Source organism: Bradyrhizobium sp. USDA 4473 (assembly GCF_054063335.1).
This window is the reverse complement of the sequence record NZ_JBSSGE010000001.1, coordinates 2,640,251-2,659,253: the sequence shown is the minus strand read 5'-3', so window position 1 is coordinate 2,659,253 and position 19,003 is coordinate 2,640,251. Positions and strand designations below refer to the sequence as shown.

The 19,003-nt window shown below is 65.0% G+C and carries 15 protein-coding genes and 1 pseudogene; 8 read left to right on the top strand and 8 right to left on the bottom strand.

The features are described 5' to 3' along the window. Positions 1-210 precede the first annotated feature (210 nt). The 6 genes from ACVW17_RS12410 (at position 211) to ACVW17_RS12385 (ending at position 8,114) form a co-directional block, all read left to right on the top strand. Positions 211-1,266 carry an ABC transporter substrate-binding protein gene (locus tag ACVW17_RS12410; protein ID WP_456752155.1) on the top strand — a complete coding sequence of 352 codons (1,056 nt, stop codon included), beginning with the start codon at positions 211-213 and terminating at the stop codon, positions 1,264-1,266. Between the two features lie 221 nt (positions 1,267-1,487). Further along, positions 1,488-3,266 carry a glucan ABC transporter ATP-binding protein/ permease gene (locus tag ACVW17_RS12405; protein ID WP_456752154.1) on the top strand — a complete coding sequence of 593 codons (1,779 nt, stop codon included), beginning with the start codon at positions 1,488-1,490 and terminating at the stop codon, positions 3,264-3,266. Between the two features lie 203 nt (positions 3,267-3,469). Further along, positions 3,470-4,918, top strand: coding sequence for a D-alanyl-D-alanine carboxypeptidase family protein (locus tag ACVW17_RS12400; protein WP_456752153.1), 1,449 nt, complete (start codon positions 3,470-3,472; stop codon positions 4,916-4,918). A gap of 176 nt (positions 4,919-5,094) precedes the next feature. Beyond that, a complete protein-coding gene (locus ACVW17_RS12395) occupies positions 5,095-6,777 on the top strand; it encodes a long-chain-fatty-acid--CoA ligase (RefSeq protein WP_456752152.1) in 1,683 nt (560 codons plus the stop codon). An 84-nt stretch (positions 6,778-6,861) separates the two neighbouring features. After that, positions 6,862-7,419, top strand: a complete 558-nt coding sequence (locus ACVW17_RS12390) for a DUF924 family protein (RefSeq protein ID WP_456752151.1) — start codon at positions 6,862-6,864, stop codon at positions 7,417-7,419. A gap of 209 nt (positions 7,420-7,628) precedes the next feature. After that, a complete protein-coding gene (locus tag ACVW17_RS12385) occupies positions 7,629-8,114 on the top strand; it encodes a redoxin family protein (RefSeq protein ID WP_456752150.1) in 486 nt (161 codons plus the stop codon). A 109-nt stretch (positions 8,115-8,223) separates the two neighbouring features. Here ACVW17_RS12385 and rnhA read toward each other — a convergent pair whose 3' ends face one another. Genes rnhA through ispH form a run of 3 tightly spaced genes read right to left on the bottom strand, consistent with a single transcriptional unit; the run spans position 8,224 to position 10,633 of the window. Beyond that, complete coding sequence (rnhA, locus tag ACVW17_RS12380; protein ID WP_456752149.1) at positions 8,224-8,685, bottom strand: ribonuclease HI; 462 nt, start codon at positions 8,683-8,685, stop codon at positions 8,224-8,226. Continuing rightward, the gene (locus tag ACVW17_RS12375; RefSeq protein ID WP_456752148.1) at positions 8,673-9,653 is read right to left on the bottom strand and encodes a homoserine kinase; all 981 of its coding nucleotides are present in this window, start codon (positions 9,651-9,653) and stop codon (positions 8,673-8,675) included. The genes rnhA and ACVW17_RS12375 overlap by 13 nt, the downstream gene beginning before the upstream one ends. Positions 9,654-9,658: 5 nt before the next feature. Continuing rightward, positions 9,659-10,633, bottom strand: coding sequence for a 4-hydroxy-3-methylbut-2-enyl diphosphate reductase (gene ispH / locus ACVW17_RS12370; RefSeq protein WP_456752147.1), 975 nt, complete (start codon positions 10,631-10,633; stop codon positions 9,659-9,661). Between the two features lie 245 nt (positions 10,634-10,878). Between ispH and ACVW17_RS12365 the strand changes: the two genes are divergently transcribed. Further along, positions 10,879-11,577 carry a DUF1013 domain-containing protein gene (locus ACVW17_RS12365; RefSeq protein WP_456752146.1) on the top strand — a complete coding sequence of 233 codons (699 nt, stop codon included), beginning with the start codon at positions 10,879-10,881 and terminating at the stop codon, positions 11,575-11,577. A 70-nt stretch (positions 11,578-11,647) separates the two neighbouring features. Here ACVW17_RS12365 and ACVW17_RS12360 read toward each other — a convergent pair whose 3' ends face one another. The 4 genes and pseudogenes from ACVW17_RS12360 to ACVW17_RS12345 form a co-directional block, all read right to left on the bottom strand. After that, entirely contained in the window at positions 11,648-12,763 is a 1,116-nt protein-coding gene (locus ACVW17_RS12360) for an acyltransferase family protein (RefSeq protein ID WP_456752145.1), read from the bottom strand. Positions 12,764-12,827: 64 nt separating this feature from the next. Further along, the gene (locus ACVW17_RS12355; RefSeq protein WP_456752144.1) at positions 12,828-13,100 is read right to left on the bottom strand and encodes a hypothetical protein; all 273 of its coding nucleotides are present in this window, start codon (positions 13,098-13,100) and stop codon (positions 12,828-12,830) included. 283 nt (positions 13,101-13,383) lie between these two features. Further along, positions 13,384-15,292: pseudogene (locus ACVW17_RS12350) on the bottom strand (propionyl-CoA synthetase). Between the two features lie 163 nt (positions 15,293-15,455). After that, the gene (locus tag ACVW17_RS12345) at positions 15,456-16,217 is read right to left on the bottom strand and encodes a hypothetical protein (RefSeq protein WP_456752142.1); all 762 of its coding nucleotides are present in this window, start codon (positions 16,215-16,217) and stop codon (positions 15,456-15,458) included. A 140-nt stretch (positions 16,218-16,357) separates the two neighbouring features. Here ACVW17_RS12345 and ACVW17_RS12340 point away from each other — a divergent pair, with 140 nt between their 5' ends. Next, complete coding sequence (locus ACVW17_RS12340) at positions 16,358-17,902, top strand: cation:proton antiporter (protein ID WP_456797168.1); 1,545 nt, start codon at positions 16,358-16,360, stop codon at positions 17,900-17,902. A 205-nt stretch (positions 17,903-18,107) separates the two neighbouring features. Here ACVW17_RS12340 and ACVW17_RS12335 read toward each other — a convergent pair whose 3' ends face one another. Further along, the gene (locus tag ACVW17_RS12335; RefSeq protein WP_456797167.1) at positions 18,108-18,914 is read right to left on the bottom strand and encodes an SDR family NAD(P)-dependent oxidoreductase; all 807 of its coding nucleotides are present in this window, start codon (positions 18,912-18,914) and stop codon (positions 18,108-18,110) included. Between the last annotated feature and the right edge of the window lie 89 nt (positions 18,915-19,003).

The window sequence follows — 19,003 nt, the reverse complement described above, 5'->3', positions numbered from 1 at the left end:
GGTTCCCCAAACCGAATGCAAGCTGAACAACCCTAACGTGAAAACAGCTTAGATCCTGCCAGTCATCGGCCGTTCACTTTGCCCAGGGCAAAATGGCTGCAAATAACGCCTGAAATTGACGCTTGAACTGCAGCTTTCGTTGGCGCATTCGATGTCGTGAAACAGGCGCGCAGCCGGCGCGGCACTTTGTCTCGCCTCCCGGATGGCATGATGCAGGTAAGTCGGACCACCGTTCTCCGCTGGATGCTGGCCGGCATGATCGGCCTTTCGGGCGGCGTGTGGCCGGCCTTGACGACGCTGTATGCCGGCGATCCGCCGCAGCCGCTCTCGATCCAGTTCACGCTCGACCGTCCGCTCGATGCTGTCGCCGCACCTTTCGTGATGGCGTCGACCGGCGGCTTGTTCGGCGCCGAGGGCCTCAACGTCGGCACCAATGTCGCGACCAGCTCGGCGGATGCCATCGCGCGCGTCGCCGACGGTGCGAGCGATTTCGCCCTCGTCGACCTCAACGCGCTGATCCGCTTTCGCGACAAGCCGGGTGCCGCGCCCGTCAAGGCGGTGTTCGTGCTGTTCAACCAGGCGCCCTACGCGATCATTGCCCGCAAGAGCCGCGGCATCAACACGCTGACCGACATGGAGGGCAAGAACCTCGGCGTCGCCGAGGGCGACCTCTCGATCCGGCTGTGGCCCGCGGTCGCCAAGCAGAACGGCATCAAGCTTGCGAGCGTCAAGCAGAACACGATCAGCGCCGCGGTGCGCGAGCCGATGCTGTCGGCCGGCCAGGTCGATGCCGTGACCGGCTTCTCCTATCTCTCCGCGATCAATCTGCGGGATCGCGGCGTGCCGGCCGACGATCTCGCGGTGCTGCGCTTCGCCGACTATGGCTGCGTGGCCTATGGCTTCGCCGTGATCGTCAGCCCGCGGCTAGCAGCGGCGAAACCGGATGTGGTGAAAGGGTTCGTGCGCGCGGTGATCGGCGGTACCAACCTCACCGTCAAGGACCCTGCCCGTGCCGCGGGCGAGGTGGTGAGCCGGATGGACGGCGGCTCGCGCGATCTCGAGCTCGAGCGGCTCGGCGCCATCCTTCGCGACAACATCCTGACCACTGAAGTCAAGCGCAACGGCCTCGGCGGCATCGAGCCGGAGCGCTTCGAGCGCTCGGTCGACCAGCTCGCGGAAGACTTCAAATTCCAGCAGCGGCCGCACGCCGCCGACATCTTCGACGACCAATTCCTGCCGCCGATCGATAGCCGGCTGGTGAATTGAGCCCTCATCCTATCCACGTCATTGCGAGCGAAGCGAAGCAATCCATTGTCGCCGGGCGCGTGGAAGCATGGATTGCTTCGTCGCTGTCGCTCCTCGCAATGACGGGCGACGGAATTGGATAACGCAGCAGGGGGGCCATCACCCGCTGGCCCCGCATCACGAACCCTGATTAGATCACATCCCGCCTCACCGGGCGTCCACCGCTTACGAGTCCCGCCGGCATGTCCATGCTCCGCCTCTATACCCGCGTCCTCGAACTGCTCGGCAAGGAGGCACGGCTCGGCTGGATCCTCGCCGCCGCCAACATGCTGCTCGCCGCCGCGCAATTCGCCGAGCCGGTGCTGTTCGGCAAGATCGTCGACGTGCTGTCGGGCCGGCCGGTCACCGGGCTGTTCGCGACCTCCTCGGCCTGGCCGCTGCTGGTGGCCTGGGCGGCGTTCGGCCTGTTCACGATCGGCTGCAGCGCGATCGTGGCGCTCCAGGCCGACCGGCTGGCGCACCGTCAGCGCCAGGCGGTGCTGACGGATTATTTCGAGCACATCCTGCAGCTGCCGCTGACCTTCCACTCCGGCACCCATTCCGGACGGCTGATGAAGGTGATGCTGAACGGCACCGATGCACTGTGGCGGCTCTGGCTCGCCTTCTTCCGCGAGCATTTCGCCGCGATCATGTCGCTGATCGTGCTGCTGCCGCTCGCGCTCTACATCAACTGGCGGCTGGCGATCCTCTTGTTCGTGCTGTGCGTCGTGTTCACCGTGCTGACCACGCTCGTGGTGCGCAAGACCTACGGCATGCAGAGCGAGGTCGAGGCGTATTACAGCGACCTGTCGGCGCGCGCCTCCGACGCGCTCGGCAATGTCGCGCTGGTGCAGAGCTTCGTGCGGATCGATTCCGAGGTGCAGGGCCTGCGCTTCGTCGCCGACAAGCTGCTCGCGGTGCAGATGCCGGTGCTGTCCTGGTGGGCGCTGGTCACCGTGATCACGCGCGCCTCGACCACCATCACGGTGCTGGCGATCTTCACGGTCGGCATCGCGCTCCATAATGAAGGCCTCACCACGGTCGGCGAGATCGTGATGTTCGTCTCGTTCGCCACCATGCTGATCCAGAAGCTCGAACAGGTGGTGAGCTTCATCAACAACGTCTTCATGGAGGCGCCGCGCCTGCAGGAGTTCTTCGACGTGCTGGACGCGGTGCCGGCGGTGCGCGATAGGCCCGGCGCCATCGATCCCGGACGGCTGTCGGGCCTCGTCGAATTCAACGACGTCTCGTTCTCCTATGACGGCAAGCGGCCGGCGATCGAGGACCTCTCCTTCACCGCATTGCCGGGCCAGACCATCGCGCTGGTCGGCTCGACCGGCGCCGGCAAGTCCACCGCGATCGCACTGCTGCATCGCGCGTTCGATCCGCAATCCGGCCTCATCAAGATCGATGGGATGGACATCCGCGCGATGAAGCTGATGGCGCTGCGGCGGAACATCGGCGTGGTATTCCAGGAGGCGCTGCTGTTCAACCGGTCGCTCGCCGAGAACCTGCGCGTCGGCAAGCCCGATGCAACCGATGAGGAGCTGCGTACCGCCGCGGCGCGCGCGCAGGCGCTGGACTTCATCGAGCGCAGCGACAAGAAGTTCGAGACCCATGCCGGCGAGCGCGGCCGCATGCTCTCGGGCGGCGAACGTCAGCGGCTGTCGATCGCGCGTGCGCTCTTGAAGGACCCGCCGATCCTGATCCTCGACGAGGCGACCAGCGCGCTCGACGCCGTCACCGAGGCCAAGGTGAACGCCGCTCTCGACGAAGTGATGAAGGGGCGCACCACTTTCGTGATCGCGCACCGCCTCTCGACCATCCGCCACGCCACCCGCATCCTGCTGTTCGAGCAGGGACGGGTGATCGAAAGCGGAACTTTCGATGAACTGGTGGCAAAAGGCGGCCGTTTTGCCGATCTCGCGCGGGCCCAGTTCATGATCCAGGAGCAGGCGCGCGCCGGCATCGAGACACCATAATTATCACCTTTCTAATTGAGGCGGCTGCCGAAATTCAGCCGATTTCGTCCACGATATAATTCACCGGCCTCTGTTCTCTGCTGGCAAGCCGGTATAGGGTTTGCGTCGCCGCAACGCGGCGCCGGACACGCTTGAAACCCGTACGTCGCAATCGCAAGACCTCCTTTTTTGAAGGCGGGTCTCAAAGGACCGGAACCGGATTCGTGCATTTTCCTCGCCCGCTGCGCCCATCGTTGAAATGGATTCTGGCCGTCGCGATGTTCGCCATCGCAACGCCGCAGATCGCACAAGCCGAAGCGCTGCTGGTCGTCGAGGCCGATACTGGAAAGGTGCTGCAGGCCGACAACGCGACGATGCCGTGGTATCCGGCTTCGCTCAGCAAGTTGATGACCGCCTATGTGACGCTGAAGGCGGTCAAGGACGGCCGCGTCTCGCTCGACACGCTGCTCACGGTGTCGCCGAACGCCGCCTCGCAGTCGCCCTCGAAGATGGGCCTGCGGCCCGGAACCCAGGTCACCGTCGACAACGCGCTGAAGATGATGCTGGTGAAGTCGGCGAACGACATGGCCGTGGTGCTGGCCGAAGGCATCGGCGGTTCGATCGACGGCTTTGCCGGGATGATGAACGATGCCGCGCACAAGCTCGGCATGACGCAGACCAGCTACGTCAACCCGAACGGCCTGCCGGCCGACGGCCAGATCACCTCGGCGCGCGACATGGCGATCCTCGCCCGCGCCATCATCCGTGACCTGCCGGAATACGAGTATTTCGTCCACATCCCCTCGATCCGGTTCGGCCGCCGCATCACCCAGAACTTCAACAAGCTGATCGGCCGCTATCCCGGCGCCGACGGCTTCAAGACCGGCTTCATCTGCGCCTCCGGCTACAATCTGGTGGCCTCGGCGACGCGCGACGGCAAGCGGCTGATCGCCGTGGTGCTCGGCGCCTCCTCCGGCCGCATGCGCGCGATCCGCGCCGCGCAGCTTTTGGATCGCGGCTTTGCCAATAACGGGCTGGCGTGGCTGCGGCCCTCGCTCGGCACCGTCGACAATCTGGTGCCGATCGATTCCACGCCGCCGAACCTGCGCGAGGAGATGTGCGGCCCCAAACACAAGCGGCCAGCCAGCGACGAGGATGGCGAAGACACCATCGCCAGCGCCGGAGGCGCGAGCACCAATGGCGACGGCGGCGTGAGCTTCTTCGCGTCGGGCCTGCAAGCCGCGATGCCGACCAAACCGGCCGACCTGCTGGCACAGCCGGCGGCGGCCTCCGAGCCGGTCGTGGTCTATACCGGGCCGACCAAGACCGGCGCTGCGCTGATCGCCGCGGTCGAGGCCGACACCGAGAAGCTGCAGCCGGCGGTCAAGCGCGGCAAGGGCAAGCACAGTCGCGTCGCGGGCAAGAAGCCCGATGCGGCCGATGACGCGAAGGGCGACGCCAAGAGCGCGGCCAAATCGGACAGCAAGCCGGCAGCCAAGCCCGTGCGCCACGCCAACGCCAAGCCCGACACCAAGCCCGATACCGCAGCTGCGAAGCCGGCCGTGGACAAGCCTGCCGCCGCAAAGCCTACCGGCAAGCCGGCGGCGGCAAAGCCTGCTGCGAAGCCGAAAGCTGCCGACAAGCCGAAAGCCGACGCCAAGCCGGCGGGCTAGCAGGGCGACCGCCCTCCATCTCCCAATGCGTCGATAGCGCGCAGCGGCTTGCCATCGGCCGCGGCATCGCTCAATACTGCCTGAAATACCGCGACCAAGAATAATACGGCCGAGGGTCGAGAAACCCGGAAACAATCCGGGACATCAGCCAAATTTGAGAGAGGGGATAGACCAACATGGAGCGCATCTGGCTCAAGCATTATCCGGCCGGCGTGCCTGCCGATATCGACGTCACGCAATATTCGTCGCTGGTCGAATTGCTGGAAGAGAGCTTCAAGAAGTTCGCCGATCGCAAGGCGTTCATCTGCATGGACAAGGCGATCACCTATCGCGAGCTCGACGAGATGTCGACGGCGCTCGGCGCCTATCTGCAAAGCAAGGGCCTGCAAAAGGGCGCGCGGGTCGCGCTGATGATGCCGAACGTGCTGCAATATCCGGTCGCGACCGCTGCCGTGCTGCGCGCCGGCTATGCCGTGGTCAACGTCAATCCGCTCTACACGCCGCGCGAGCTCGAGCACCAGCTGAAGGATTCCGGCGCCGAGGCGATCATCGTGCTGGAGAACTTCGCCACCACGGTGCAGAAGGTGCTTCCCAACACCTCGGTCAAGCACGTCATCGTCGGCAGCATGGGCGACCTGCTCGGCTTCAAGGGCGTGATCGTCAACCTGGTGGTGCGCCGGGTAAAGAAGATGGTGCCGGCCTGGTCGATCCCGGGCGCCGTCGGCTTCAACGAGGCGCTATCGGCCGGCCGCGCGGCCAGGCTCAACAAGCCTGTGCTGACGCTCGATGATGTCGCCTTCCTGCAATATACCGGCGGCACCACCGGCGTTTCCAAGGGCGCGACCCTGCTCCACCGCAACATCCTGGCCAACGTGCTGCAGAACGACGCCTGGCTGCAACCGGCGCTGGCGAAGCCGCCGATCGTCGAGCAGATGGTCATCGTCTGCGCGCTGCCGCTCTATCACGTCTTCGCGCTCACCGCCTGCTATCTGCTCGGCATGCGGGCCGGCGGCACCAATCTGCTGATTCCGAATCCGCGCGACATGGCGGGCTTCGTCAAGGAACTGTCGAAGTACCAGGTCAGCTTCTTCCCGGCGGTCAACACGCTCTACAATGGCCTGTTGAACACGCCCGGATTCGACAAGCTCGACTTCTCCAAGCTGAAGATCGCCAATGGCGGCGGCATGGCGACGCAGAGGCCGGTCGCCGAGAAATGGCTGAAGGTCACGGGCATCGCGTTGTCGGAAGGCTATGGCCTGTCGGAGACGTCGCCGACCCTGACGTGCAATCCCGCCACGATCGAGGAATTCTCCGGAACGATCGGCCTTCCGGTCCCGTCGACCTGGCTCTCGATCCGCGACGACGACGGCAACGAGCTGCCGATCGGCGAGGCCGGCGAGATCTGCGCCAAGGGCCCGCAGGTGATGTCAGGCTACTGGAACAGGCCGGACGAGACCGCGCGCGTGATGACCGCGGACGGCTATTTCCGCACCGGCGACATCGGCGTGATGGACGAGAAGGGCTATACCAAGATCGTCGACCGCAAGAAGGACATGATCCTGGTCTCCGGCTTCAACGTCTATCCGAACGAGATCGAGGAAGTGATCGCGAGCCATCCGGGCGTGCTGGAATGCGCCGTGATCGGCGTGCCCGATGCCAAGTCCGGCGAGGCGGTGAAGGCGTTCGTGGTCAAGAAGGATCCGAACGTCACGGCGGAGGACATCATCAAGTTCAGCGCCACCCAGCTCACCGCCTACAAGGTGCCGAAGCAGATCGAGTTCAGGACCGATTTGCCGAAGACCAATGTCGGCAAGATCCTGCGCCGCGAATTGCGCGACGAGAAGAAGGCTGCGGCCTAGAGCATGATCCGGAAGAGTGCGAAGCGGTTTTCCGGATAGGATCATGCTCAAACAAGAGTCAGGTATGGCGAGCGTTGGACGGACATGACTGACGCCGGCATCGCGACGCCTGCCGAAATCATCGCGTTCTGGCGAGACGCCGGCCGCGACCGCTGGTACACGCGCGATGACGCCTTCGACGCCGACATCCGCAGCCGCTTTCTCGCCACCTGGCAGAAGGCGGCTGGCGGCGGATTGTCGTCATGGGAGACGAGCGACCAGGGCACGCTCGCGTTGACCATCGTGCTCGACCAGTTTCCGCGCAACCTGTTTCGCGGCGACGCCAGGACCTTCTCAAGCGATGCGCTGGCGCGCGAGGTGGCAAGCCGCGCCATCGACCGCGGCGTCGATGCGCGGACCGACCCGGTGCTGCGGGAATTCCTCTATCTGCCGTTCGAGCATTCGGAGGAGCTCGCTGACCAGGAGCGCTGCGTGGCCCTGTTCCGGCAATACGACTGCCATCCCGATAATCTGAAATACGCCGAGGACCACGCCGACATCATCCGCCGGTTCGGACGCTTCCCGCACCGGAATGCCGTCCTGGGCCGGGAAACGACCGCCGAGGAGCGGGCTTTCCTCGATGCCGGCGGGTTTTCCGGCTAAAGCGCGATGAGATCGGGCTGGAACGTCATCGCGCTTTAGATTCTTGTTCGGGCATGATCGTTTCGGAAAACCGCTTCGCGCTTTTCCGGATCATGCGCTGATGACGGAACGGTGACCGCGGTTCGGCATTGCCGTTCCCGCAGCAGCTCGTATTGTGCCGTCCGAGCGCCGGGTCTAAGACAGTTCCGCTTCACCGAGGGAGAATGACGATGACGATCAATGTTGGCGACAAGCTGCCGGAAACCAAGTTTCGCGTGATGACCGCCGAGGGTCCGCAGGTCAAAACCACCGACGACATTTTCAAGGGCAAGAAGGTCGCCCTGTTCGCGGTGCCCGGCGCCTACACCGGCACCTGCCACAAGATGCACCTGCCGAGCATCTTTCTCAACGCCTATGCCATCAAGAACAAGGGCGTCGACACCATCGCGATCGTCTCGGTCAACGACGCCTTCGTGATGAACGCCTGGAAGCGCGACACCGACCAGCGCGACGAGGCGGTTTTCCTGGCCGACGGCAATGCCGACTTCACCAAGGCGATCGGCATGGAGCTCGACGCCTCCGGCAACGGCCTCGGCATCCGTTCCCACCGCTACTCGATGCTGGTCGAGGACGGCGTGGTGAAGAAGCTCAACAAGGAGCCGGCTCCGGGCAAGGTCGAAGTCTCCGGCGGCGACACGCTGCTCGGGCAGCTGTAGTTCTCATCGTCATTCCGGGGCGGTGCGACAGCACCGAACCCGGAATTTCGAGATTCCGGGTCTGGCGCTAGCGCGCCATCCCGGAATGACTGCGCAGAGGTCCTGCGCCTTACGTCTTCAACCTCGCCATCGCCACGCCTTCCCGCGCCAGCTCGTCGGCGCGTTCGTTCTCCGTGTGGCCGGCATGGCCCTTGATCCAGTGCCAGCGCACCTCATGCGGCTTCAGCGCGGCATCGAGGCGCTGCCACAGCTCGACATTCTTGACCGGCTTCTTGTCGGCGGTGCGCCAGCCGTTGCGCTTCCAGCCGTGGATCCAGCCGGTGATGCCCTGACGGACATATTGGCTGTCGGTGGTGAGGTCGACCACGCAGGGCTTCTTCAGGGCTTCCAGCGCCGAGATCGCCGCCATCAGCTCCATGCGGTTGTTGGTGGTGTGCGGCTCGCCGCCCTTCAACTCCTTCTCGACATCGCCGAACCGCAGGATCGCGCCCCAACCGCCCGGGCCGGGATTTCCGGAGCAGGCACCATCGGTGAAAACAGTCACATGCGGCTTGTCGCTCACGCCGCGCATCCCGCGGGCGTGATGCCGTAATCGTTCAGGCTCGCGACATTCTGCTGGAAGCGCAGCTTGCGGACGTATTCCAGCGGATCCTTCGGCTGCACCAGCGCGCCTTCGGGCACGTTGAGGAAGTCGACCAGCCGGGTCAGCAGGAAGCGCATCGCAGCGCCGCGCGCGAGCAGCGGCAGCGCGGCCTCTTCCGCCGCCGACAACGGCCGCTCGCGGCCATAGGCCTTGAGCAGCGTACGCGCCTTGGTGACGTTGAAGGAATGATCCGGCTCGAAGCACCAGGCGTTGAGGCAGATCGCGACGTCGTAGGCCAGGATGTCGTTGCAGGCGAACGGGAAGTCGATCAGGCCCGACAGCCTGTCGCCGAGGAAGAACACGTTGTCCGGAAACAGATCGGCATGGATCACGCCGACCGGCAGATCCGCCGGCCACGAAGCCTCGAGATGATCGAGCTCGCGCGCGATGAAGTCGTGCAGCCCGGCCTGCACGCCGTCGGCCCGCGCAGCTGAGAGCGCGAACAGCGGCCGCCAGCCGGACACCGACAGCGGGTTGGTGCGCACCAGCGGAAAGTCGGCACCGGCGAGATGCATCTTCGCCAGCGCCTCGCCGACGCCGGAGCAATGCACCACGTTCGGCTTGCGCGGCCACACGCCCTCGAGGAAGTTGATGATCGCCGCCGGCCGGCCGGCGAGCCGGCTCGTCACCTCGCCCTTGCGGTTGCGCGCCGGCTGCGGGCACGACACGCCGCGCGCGGCGAGATGCGCCATCAGCGACAGGAAATACGGCAGGTCGTCCTCCGCCACGCGCTTCTCATAGAGCGTGAGGATATAGGCGCCCTGGCTGGTGTGCAGCAGGAAGTTCGAATTCTCGACGCCCTCGGCGATGCCCTTGTAGGAGAGCAGTTCGCCGATGTCGTAGCTCTTGAGGAATTCCGCGAGGTCTTCGGCGGCAACGTCGGTGTAGACCGCCATATGGTCTATTCCGCCGCGGCAGCGTCGGGCCGCAGCGAACGCGGCAGCGGGAAGAACTCGTTCTCTTCCGCGGCCGAGACCGTCTCCACGTGCAGTTCATAACGCTCGGCGAAGGCGCCCATGATCTCCTCGACGATCACCTCCGGGGCAGAAGCGCCCGCGGTGATGCCGAGGCTCGTGATGCCTTCGAAGCGATCCCAGTCGATGTCGCTGGCGCGTTGGGCAAGAATCGCAATCGGGCAGCCCTCGCGCTCGGCGACCTCGCGCAGGCGCTGCGAATTCGACGAGTTCGGCGCGCCGACCACGATCAGGGCATCGACCACCGGCGCCACCTTCTTCACCGCAAGCTGGCGGTTGGTGGTGGCGTAGCAGATGTCTTCCTTGTGCGGGCCGTTGACGTTCGGGAAGCGCTCCTTGAGCAGCGCCACGATCTCCGCGGTGTCGTCGATCGACAGCGTGGTCTGGGTCACGAAGGCGAGGTTGTCGGGGTCCTTCGGCACGAAGGTCTTGGCATCCTCGGCGGTCTCGATCAGGGTCACGGCGCCTTCGGGCAGCTGGCCCAGCGTACCGACCACTTCGGGGTGATGGGAATGCCCGATCAAGAGGATCTCGCGGCCGCGCTTGAAATGGATCGCCGCCTCGCGGTGGACCTTGGTCACCAGCGGGCAGGTCGCATCCAGCGAGAAGAAATTGCGGGATTTGGCCTCGGCCGGAACCGATTTCGGAACGCCATGGGCCGAAAACACCACCGGGGCGTTGGTTTCGTCGGGGATTTCGGACAGTTCCTCGACGAAAATGGCGCCTTTGGTCTTTAGACTGTCCACCACATACTTGTTATGGACGATCTCGTGCCGGACATAGACCGGGGCGCCATAAATGGTGAGCGCCCGTTCGACGGTGTCGATGGCGCGGACCACCCCGGCGCAAAAGCCGCGGGGGGAACAAAGCACGATTTTGAGATCGGGTTTTTTCGCTGACATCGAGCTGGTCTCGGGGCTGTCTTTTGGGGGCAATTTCGGGACCGAATCACCCCTCGTCGGGCGGACGGGGAACGGCCAGTTAGAGTAAGGACTTGGGACTGCTTTCGGGCGCTGTCAAGGCGATTTTGCTGGCCCATTGCGCCATTCCCCCCTGAGGGCTTATATAGGCCCTATAATTCCCGTCATCGCCGATGACTACCAGCTTCGCCTCGACAGAGGTGGGCGAAGCACAAAGGAGATTTGCCATGAGCAACGCACCGCTGATGCCGAAGGCGACTGCCGTGTGGTTGGTCGACAATACCGCCCTGACCTTCGATCAGGTGGCCGATTTTACCAAAATGCACCCCCTTGAGGTCCGCGCCATTGCCGACGGCGACGCCGCCCAGGGCATCAAGGGCATGGACCCGATTTCCAACGGCCAGCTGACCCGCGAGGAGATCGAGCGCGGCGAACGCGACCAGAACTACCGGCTCAAGCTCCAGGAGAGCAAGGTAGTGCTGCCCACCGCCGCCAAGAAGAAGGGCCCGCGCTACACCCCGGTGTCGCGCCGCCATGAGCGGCCGAGCGCGATCCTCTGGCTGGTGCGCAACCACCCCGAGTTGAAGGACGCCCAGATCATGCGGCTGGTCGGCACCACCAAGACCACGATCGCAAGCGTGCGCGACCGCACCCACTGGAACGCCTCGACGCTGACCCCGATGGATCCGGTGACGCTCGGCCTGTGCTCGCAGATCGAGCTCGATTTCGAGGTGCAGCGCGCTGCCAAGGAGAAGCCGACCACGACCGTCTACGGCGGCGCCACGCTGCTGCCGGCCTCCGAGACCACGCGCAAGGACGAGCTGGACGATCAGCCAATCGAGCGGCACGACGATCTCAACGTCGACGCCGTGTTCGCCAAGCTGAAGACGATCGGCGGCAAGAAGCCCGACGACGACGAAGAATAAGCGCGGACTGCGCTGTTCGAAGAGCGGACTACGAAACGCGGCGGGGCGAACCCGCCGCGTTTTGTTTTCGCTAGTTGAACGAGAAGCGCCGGTGCGCGAAGTCGAGCAGCGGCCGCTCGAAATAGCGGTAGCTCAGCGCACACAGCCCAAACGTCAGGACAAGCGCGGCGAAGGTCAGCGAGATGCCGGCGACGCTTTCGATCGTTCGCGGCCGATGCAGCACGGCGAACAGCAGGTACACGACGACGGGATGGATGAGGTACGCGGCATAGGACGTTCTGGCGAAGAAGTTCGCGACCGAGCTGCGCAGGATCGCGAGTTGCGGCGAGCCGCGATGCTCCAGCACGACGAACAGCAGAGCCCCGAAGAAGATCTCGACCTGGGTGTGCGAGAACGCCACCGACCAGCGCTTCCATCCGAACAGCCACAGCAGCGGCAGCGCCATGCTCGACCATTTGAGGATGCGGACAACAAGGCCGGAGATTTCGGCGTCCGGCTTGCGGTAGAGGCGCCACCAGGCGATCAGCGCGCCGATCGCCAGCGAATCGATCCTGAACTGCGGCAGCACGTACCAGCCATAGGCGTCTGGCATTGCGCTATCGATCAGCCGCCCGATCGGGCAGATCAGGATCGGCACCAGCAGGATCGCGAACAGCCGCTCGGGCGGGATGTTGCGGATCAGCAGCGGAAACAGCAGATAGAACTGCTCCTCGATCGCAAGCGACCAGGTCACGGCCAGGAAGTAGGCGCCGTCAGTCTGGGCCCTGGCCATACCGAAATTCTGCAAGCCGAACAGATAGAGCCAGCCGGGCACCCCCCTGGTGTCGAACAGGTCAGGGCTGAACGACAAAGACCAGCCGATCAGCGCGCCGGCGCACATCAGATAATAGAGCGGCCAGATGCGGAACGCCCGCCTGCCGTAGAACGCCGAATAGTATCGCTCGGCCGTGCGGTGCCGCAGCAGGATGTCCGTGATGAGATAGCCGGACAGGATGAAGAACAGGTCGACGCCGAAGCGGCCGACATGAAGCAGTCTCCACGGCCAGCCTTGCGGCCCGTCCGGGGTGCCGAAATAATGCCAGATGACGACGATCAGCAGCGCGATCGCGCGCAGCCCGTCGAGCTCCCCGATCCTGTCACGTTGCAACGCGAGCTCGCCGTCCACAAGCACAGGACCTGATCTCATCCAAAAGCGCCGCGCATGATCGCACGGCGGCGCACCGATAGCTTAAGCGAATTCGGCCCGGCGCCTAATGCACGTCGGGATGGTTCATCATATATTCGCCGAGATCGCGCTGCCTTCGGTCGGAGCGGACTTCAGCGTTCTGGCGCTGGACGTCGCGATCCCTGCGGCAGGCGACATATTCGGCCGAGCCGACCGCGACCTTGCCGCCGGCCTGGCAGTATTGGTCGTCGTCGCCCATGCTCTCCGCGATCGGCGATCGGCCGCGCTCGAGGCAGCCGGCCAGCAGCGGCAAGGCGAGCAGCAATGCAAGGGGCGCGCGTGCGGAAATGGATCGCATCCGTGGGTCCGTATCTCGTGGCAAATGAGGTGTCGACGGCCGGGATGACCCGGCAATCCATCAAAATCAAGGCCGTTTTGCTTCGAAATGCGTTTCGGAGGGGCGCCGGCTGATTGGCGGTTCGCGCCCTGATCGATCATCTCGCCCGGGGCCACCCCTCTCCCCACCCTCCCCCTCTTGTCCGCCGAAGCCGCTTGACGAAGGCGGATGCGGGGAGGGCCAGGGAAAGGGGTTCACACGGGTGGTCTATCCGGAAGCCGGCAAAGCACACCACCAACGCGCATTACGTCTTCTCCTTCAGCGCCTCGCCGATCTCGTCGAGCACCTTCGGGTCCTCGATCGTCGCCGGCATGGTCCAGGGCTCTCCGTCGGCGATCTTCTTGATGGTGCCGCGCAGGATCTTGCCGGAGCGGGTCTTCGGCAGCCGCGCCACAGTGATCGCGAGCTTGAAGGCGGCGACCGGGCCGAGCTTCTCGCGCACCAGCGCCACGACCTCCTTCTCGACCTGGTCCGGCGCCTTGGTCACGCCGGCCTTCAGCACCAGGAAGCCGCAGGGCACCTCGCCCTTGATCGCATCCTTGACGCCGAGCACGGCGCATTCGGCGACATCGGGATGCGAGGCGAGGATCTCCTCCATGCCGCCGGTGGAGAGCCGGTGACCGGCGACGTTGATGATGTCGTCGGTGCGGCCCATCACCCAGACATAGCCGTCCGCATCCTTGTAGCCGGCGTCCGAGGTCTTGTAGTAGCCGGGGAATTCCGAGAGATAGGCGTCGCGGAAGCGATCGTCCTGCTGCCACAGCGTCGGCAGGCAGGCCGGCGGCATCGGCAGCTTGATCACGATCGAGCCCATGGTGCCGGCAGGCACCGGCTTTGCCGCCTCGTCGACGATGTCGACCTGATAGCCCGGCATCGGCACCGTCGGCGAGCCGTGCCTGACCGGCAGCATGCCCAAGCCCACCGGATTGCCGGCGATGCACCAGCCGGTCTCGGTCTGCCACCAGTGATCGATCACAGGCACCTTGAGCTGCTGCTCGGCCCATTCCACCGTCGGCGGATCGGCGCGCTCGCCGGCGAGGAACAGGGTGCGGAAGCGCGAGAGGTCGTAACTCTTCAGCAGCTTGCCTTCCGGGTCTTCCTTCTTGATCGCGCGGAACGCGGTCGGCGCAGTGAAGAACGCGACCGCCTTGTGCTCCGAGATCACGCGCCAGAACGCGCTGGCATCCGGCGTGCCGACCGGCTTGCCCTCATACATGATGGTGGTGGCGCCATGGATCAGCGGGCCATAGACGATGTAGGAGTGGCCGACCACCCAGCCGATGTCGGAGCCGCACCACCAGATCTCGCCGGGCTTGACGCCGTAGAGATTTTCCATCGACCATTTCAGCGCGACGAGATGGCCGCCATTGTCGCGCACCACGCCCTTCGGGATGCCTGTCGTGCCCGAGGTGTAGAGGATGTAGAGCGGATCGGTGGCGGCGACCGGCACGCAGGGCGCGGCCTTGCCGGCGTCGAGCGCGACGCGGCGCAAGCTCGCCCAATCATGATCGCGGCCCGCGGTGAGTTCGCACGCCTGCTGCGGCCGCTGCAGGATGATGCAGGTCTCGGGCTTGGCGCCGGCAAGCCGGATCGCCTCGTCGAGCAGCGGCTTGTACTGCACGATGCGGCCGGGCTCGATGCCGCAGCTCGCCGAGAAGATTAGCTTCGGCCTGGCGTCGTCGATCCGGGTGGCGAGCTCCTTCGCCGCGAAGCCGCCGAACACCACGCTGTGCACAGCACCGATCCGCGCGCAGGCGAGCATCGCGACCACGGCCTCCGGCACCATCGGCATATAGAGGATGACGCGATCGCCCCTGGTGACGCCGAAATCCTGCATCACAGCGGCGAGCGTCTGCACCTCCTTCAAGAGCTCGGAATAGGTGAATTTGGTGATCGAATTGGTGAGCGGGGAATCGTGGATCAGCGCAACCTGGTCGGCGCGGCCGCCCGCAACATGGCGATCCAGCGCGTTGTAGCAGGTGTTGACCACGGCGCCGGTGAACCAGCGTCCATAGGCGCCTATGGAGGGATCGAATATCTTCTTGGCCGGCTCGATCCAGTCGATCTCGCGCGCTGCCTCGGGCCCAAAAATCGTCGGGGTCCCGAAGCGAGCGGGCATACACCTCATGATACCGGCTCTGCTGGACGTTCATCGCGTTTCTCCCTCGCGCGGTCGCGCGTCGTTTGCCGACCATTGTCACGGGAAGTGGCGCCGATTCAAGCCGAAATGACCGCGACCTTCGGCCGGGTCGACCCGTAGTTTTCGAGCGAAATGGGTTACCAGTTCGCGCGAAGAAAACGCGTCAAAGCAAGAATCTAGTATCCGTCAACCCCATTGATCCGTTGCAGCCGCTCGCGCATCGCCTTCCCCAGGTCGTAGCCCGGCTTGCCGAATTCGGCATTGCGGCGGGCGACGAACTGATCCTGATCGCGCTGCAGCTCGCGCGCCTGGCGCGGGTCCTTTGCCTCGCGCACCGCGCGGAAGGTCGACGCGCCGATCTCGCGATCGAGATCGGCAAGCGCGGGATCGGCACAAATCGCCTTCTCCACCGGCCGACGCGCCTTGCGGCAATCGAAGCTCGGCTTGCCGGCGACCGCCATCATGGCGCCGATCCGCTCCAGCTCCAGCGACAGCGATTTGTAGTTGGCCTTGGCGGCAGCATGATCGGGGTTGAGCTTGACGGCGGCGCCGAAATCCATGATCGCCTTCGGCCGGTCGCCCTTGCGACGCCACAGCTCGCCGCGCGCATTGTGGGCATCGGCAAGCGACGGATCCAACTTGAGCACAGTGTCGTAATCGGCGATGGCGCGATCGATCATCTGCTTGCGGTCATAGGCGCCCGCGCGCGCCACAAGCGCCTTGATGCGATCCGGCTTCGTCGCCTTCTCATTGTCGATCAGCGCGCCGCAGGCCTCGATGATCTTGTCGTCATCGGTCGCGGCAGCCGCATTGCACGGGCCAGGATCGACCTGCACATCCTTGCCGGGCTCGCTGCCGGTCGCGTGCGCAACGCCTGATGCGACCGACAGGCATGCGCAGATCAGCGCGATAGCCAGATTTGGAGAGTTGCGTCGCATTCCCATCACCGACAAGACATCCCGCGCCTGAACCGCCAGCCTCCGATGTCCGGCAGCAATTGCCGCCAAACCACACGCTGGATTATACGTCAATTGCGATGATCGGCTGCAGGTCGCGCGCCGCACTTTGGGGGTTCGTCTTGCTCACGTTCGAATGGATCATCGGCCTGTTGCTCGCAGCGGTGGCGCTGTCGGCGCTGGCGCGGCGGATCAAGGTGCCCTACCCGACCTTCCTGGCGATCGGCGGCGTGCTGTTGACATTGCTGCCATGGGCGCCGACCTGGGCGCTGGAACCGGAATTGGCGCTGGCGCTGTTCGTGGCGCCCGTGCTGCTCGATGCCGCGTTCGACACCTCGCTGCGCGATCTCCGCAACAACTGGCTGCCGGTCTCGACGCTGGTGGTGGTCGCGGTCGGCGTCACGACGGCGGCGGTCGCCGTGGCCGCGCATTGGCTGCGCCCGGATATGCCCTGGCCGGTCGCAATCGCGCTCGGCGCCATCGTGGCGCCGCCGGACGCGGCCGCGGCCACAGCGATCCTGCGCCAGGTCACCCTGCCGTACCGGATCCAGAAGATCCTCGAGGGCGAGAGCCTGCTCAACGATGCCACCTCGCTGTTGATCTATCGGGTTGCGGTCGGCCTGGTCGCCGCCGAGCACATGAAGATCCGCGAGTTCGTGCCGTCGATCGCGGTCGCACTGGTCGGCAGCCTCGCCGCCGGCTATTTGTTCGCGCGGGTCTGGATGATGATCACCCGCCGCATCACCGAGGCGCCGAGCGCGATCATCACGCAGTTCGGCGGCACCTTCATGGTGTGGATCACAGCCGAGCATCTCGGGCTGTCCGGCATTCTCACCATCATCGCCTATGCGATCACCATCGCCCGCACCGCGCCGGCCCGCACCTCGGCGCGGCTGCGCGTGTCCTCCTATGCGGTGTGGGAAACCGTGGTGTTCGTGCTCAACGTGCTGGCCTTTATGCTGATCGGCCTGCAACTGCGCCCGATCTGGTCCGATCTCGACGCCGAGGTGCGGTGGAAATATTGCAGCTTTGCCGCCGCGATCCTCGCCGTCGTGATCCTCGCCCGCATCGTCTGGGTGATGCCCTATGGCGCGCTTCTGCGCGCGCTGAAGGCACGCGACTGGCTGCCGGCGCATGTGGTGGACGCGGTGCCGACCCCGAAGCGCGGCTTCATCGTATCGTGGTGCGGCATGCGCGGCATCGTCACGCTGGCAGCGGCGTTTGCGCTGCCCGAATGGTTTCCGTATCGCGACCTGATCCTGCTCACGGCATTTGCCGTGGTGCTCGGCACGCTGGTGATCCAAGGCCTGACCCTGCGACCGCTGATCCTGGCGTTAAATTTCGAGGATGACGATCCGGTCGGACGCGAGGCGGCCCTTGCCCGCGGCGTGGTGTTTCGCGCCGCGCTCGAGGAGATCGACGGGGATCCGTCGGAAGAGGCCGAGATCCTGCGACTCGAATACCGCGCCGTGCTGATGCGCGCCGAGAGCGATCCTGACGGCGGCCTATTCTCGCGCGAGTTGCCGGCCGATCCGCTGCGCCGCCGCGCCATCGCGGCCGCGCGCCAGGCGCTGCTCAAGCTGCGCGGCACCGAGACCATCGGCGACGACGCGTTCCATCTGGTCGAGGAAGAGCTCGACCGCGCCGAACTCAGCGTCGAGGCGTAAAGCGCGATGAGGTTAGGAACTGCCGCCGCGACAGCACTGCGCTCCCTCTCCCCGTTCTTTACGGGGAGAGGGTTGGGGTAAGGGGCTGTCTCCGCGCAACCGGCGATAGTTGCATTTGCGGAGACTCCCCCTCACCCGGAATGCATCTAGCGATGCATTCCGACCTCTCCCCGCACGCGGGGCGAGGTGAAGCAAGGTTCGCTGCTCAGGCACCCGACTTGCAGGTGATGCCGCCGTCGACCACAAGCTCGATGCCGGTCACGTATTTCGATTCGTCCGAGGCGAGGAACAGCGCGGCATTGGCGACATCCCAGGCGTCGCCCATGTGCCCCATCGGCACCTGCGCGTCGCGGGCGCGCCACATCGCCTCGACATCGCCCTTGGCGTAGCTCTGCGCCAGCCCCGCCGAATGCGCGACCATCGGCGTCTTCATCAGCCCGGGCAGGATCGCGTTGACGCGGACATGCCTGGCGGCGAACTCGACCGCGGTCGAGCGCGTCATCTGGTTCATCGCCGCCTTGCTGGCATTGTAGCTGACATAGGAAATGCCGACATGGCGGATCGAGGCGATCGAGGAGATGTTGATGATCGAGCCGCCTCCCTGCTTGATCATGACCGGAATGACGTGCTTCATCGACAGATAGGCGCTCTTGAGATTGACCGCGAACACGCGATCCCACTCGGCTTCTGCCACCTCGACCACGCTGCCGACCTCGGCGATGCCGACATTGTTGTCGAGCACGTCGATGCGGCCATAGGTCTTCAGACAGGCCGCGACCATCGCCTCGACCTCGCTGGCGCGCGAGACGTCGGCAGTGAAGGCCGTCGCCTTGCCGCCCTCTTCGGTGATGATCTTGACCGTCTCCTCGGCCGCCGCTCCATTGCGATCGACGCAGAACACGTCGGCGCCGTCGCGCGCGAAGGTGACGGCGGTCGCCTTGCCATTGCCCCAGCCGGGCCCGATCGAGCCCGCGCCGACCACCATCGCAACCTTGCCCTTGAGCCGATCCATCGATCTTTCTCCCGTTTGTTGTTGTTCTTGTAGCCCGGATGGAGCGAAGCGCAATCCGGGAACAGCGTCCCCGGCTTACGCGGACTTGT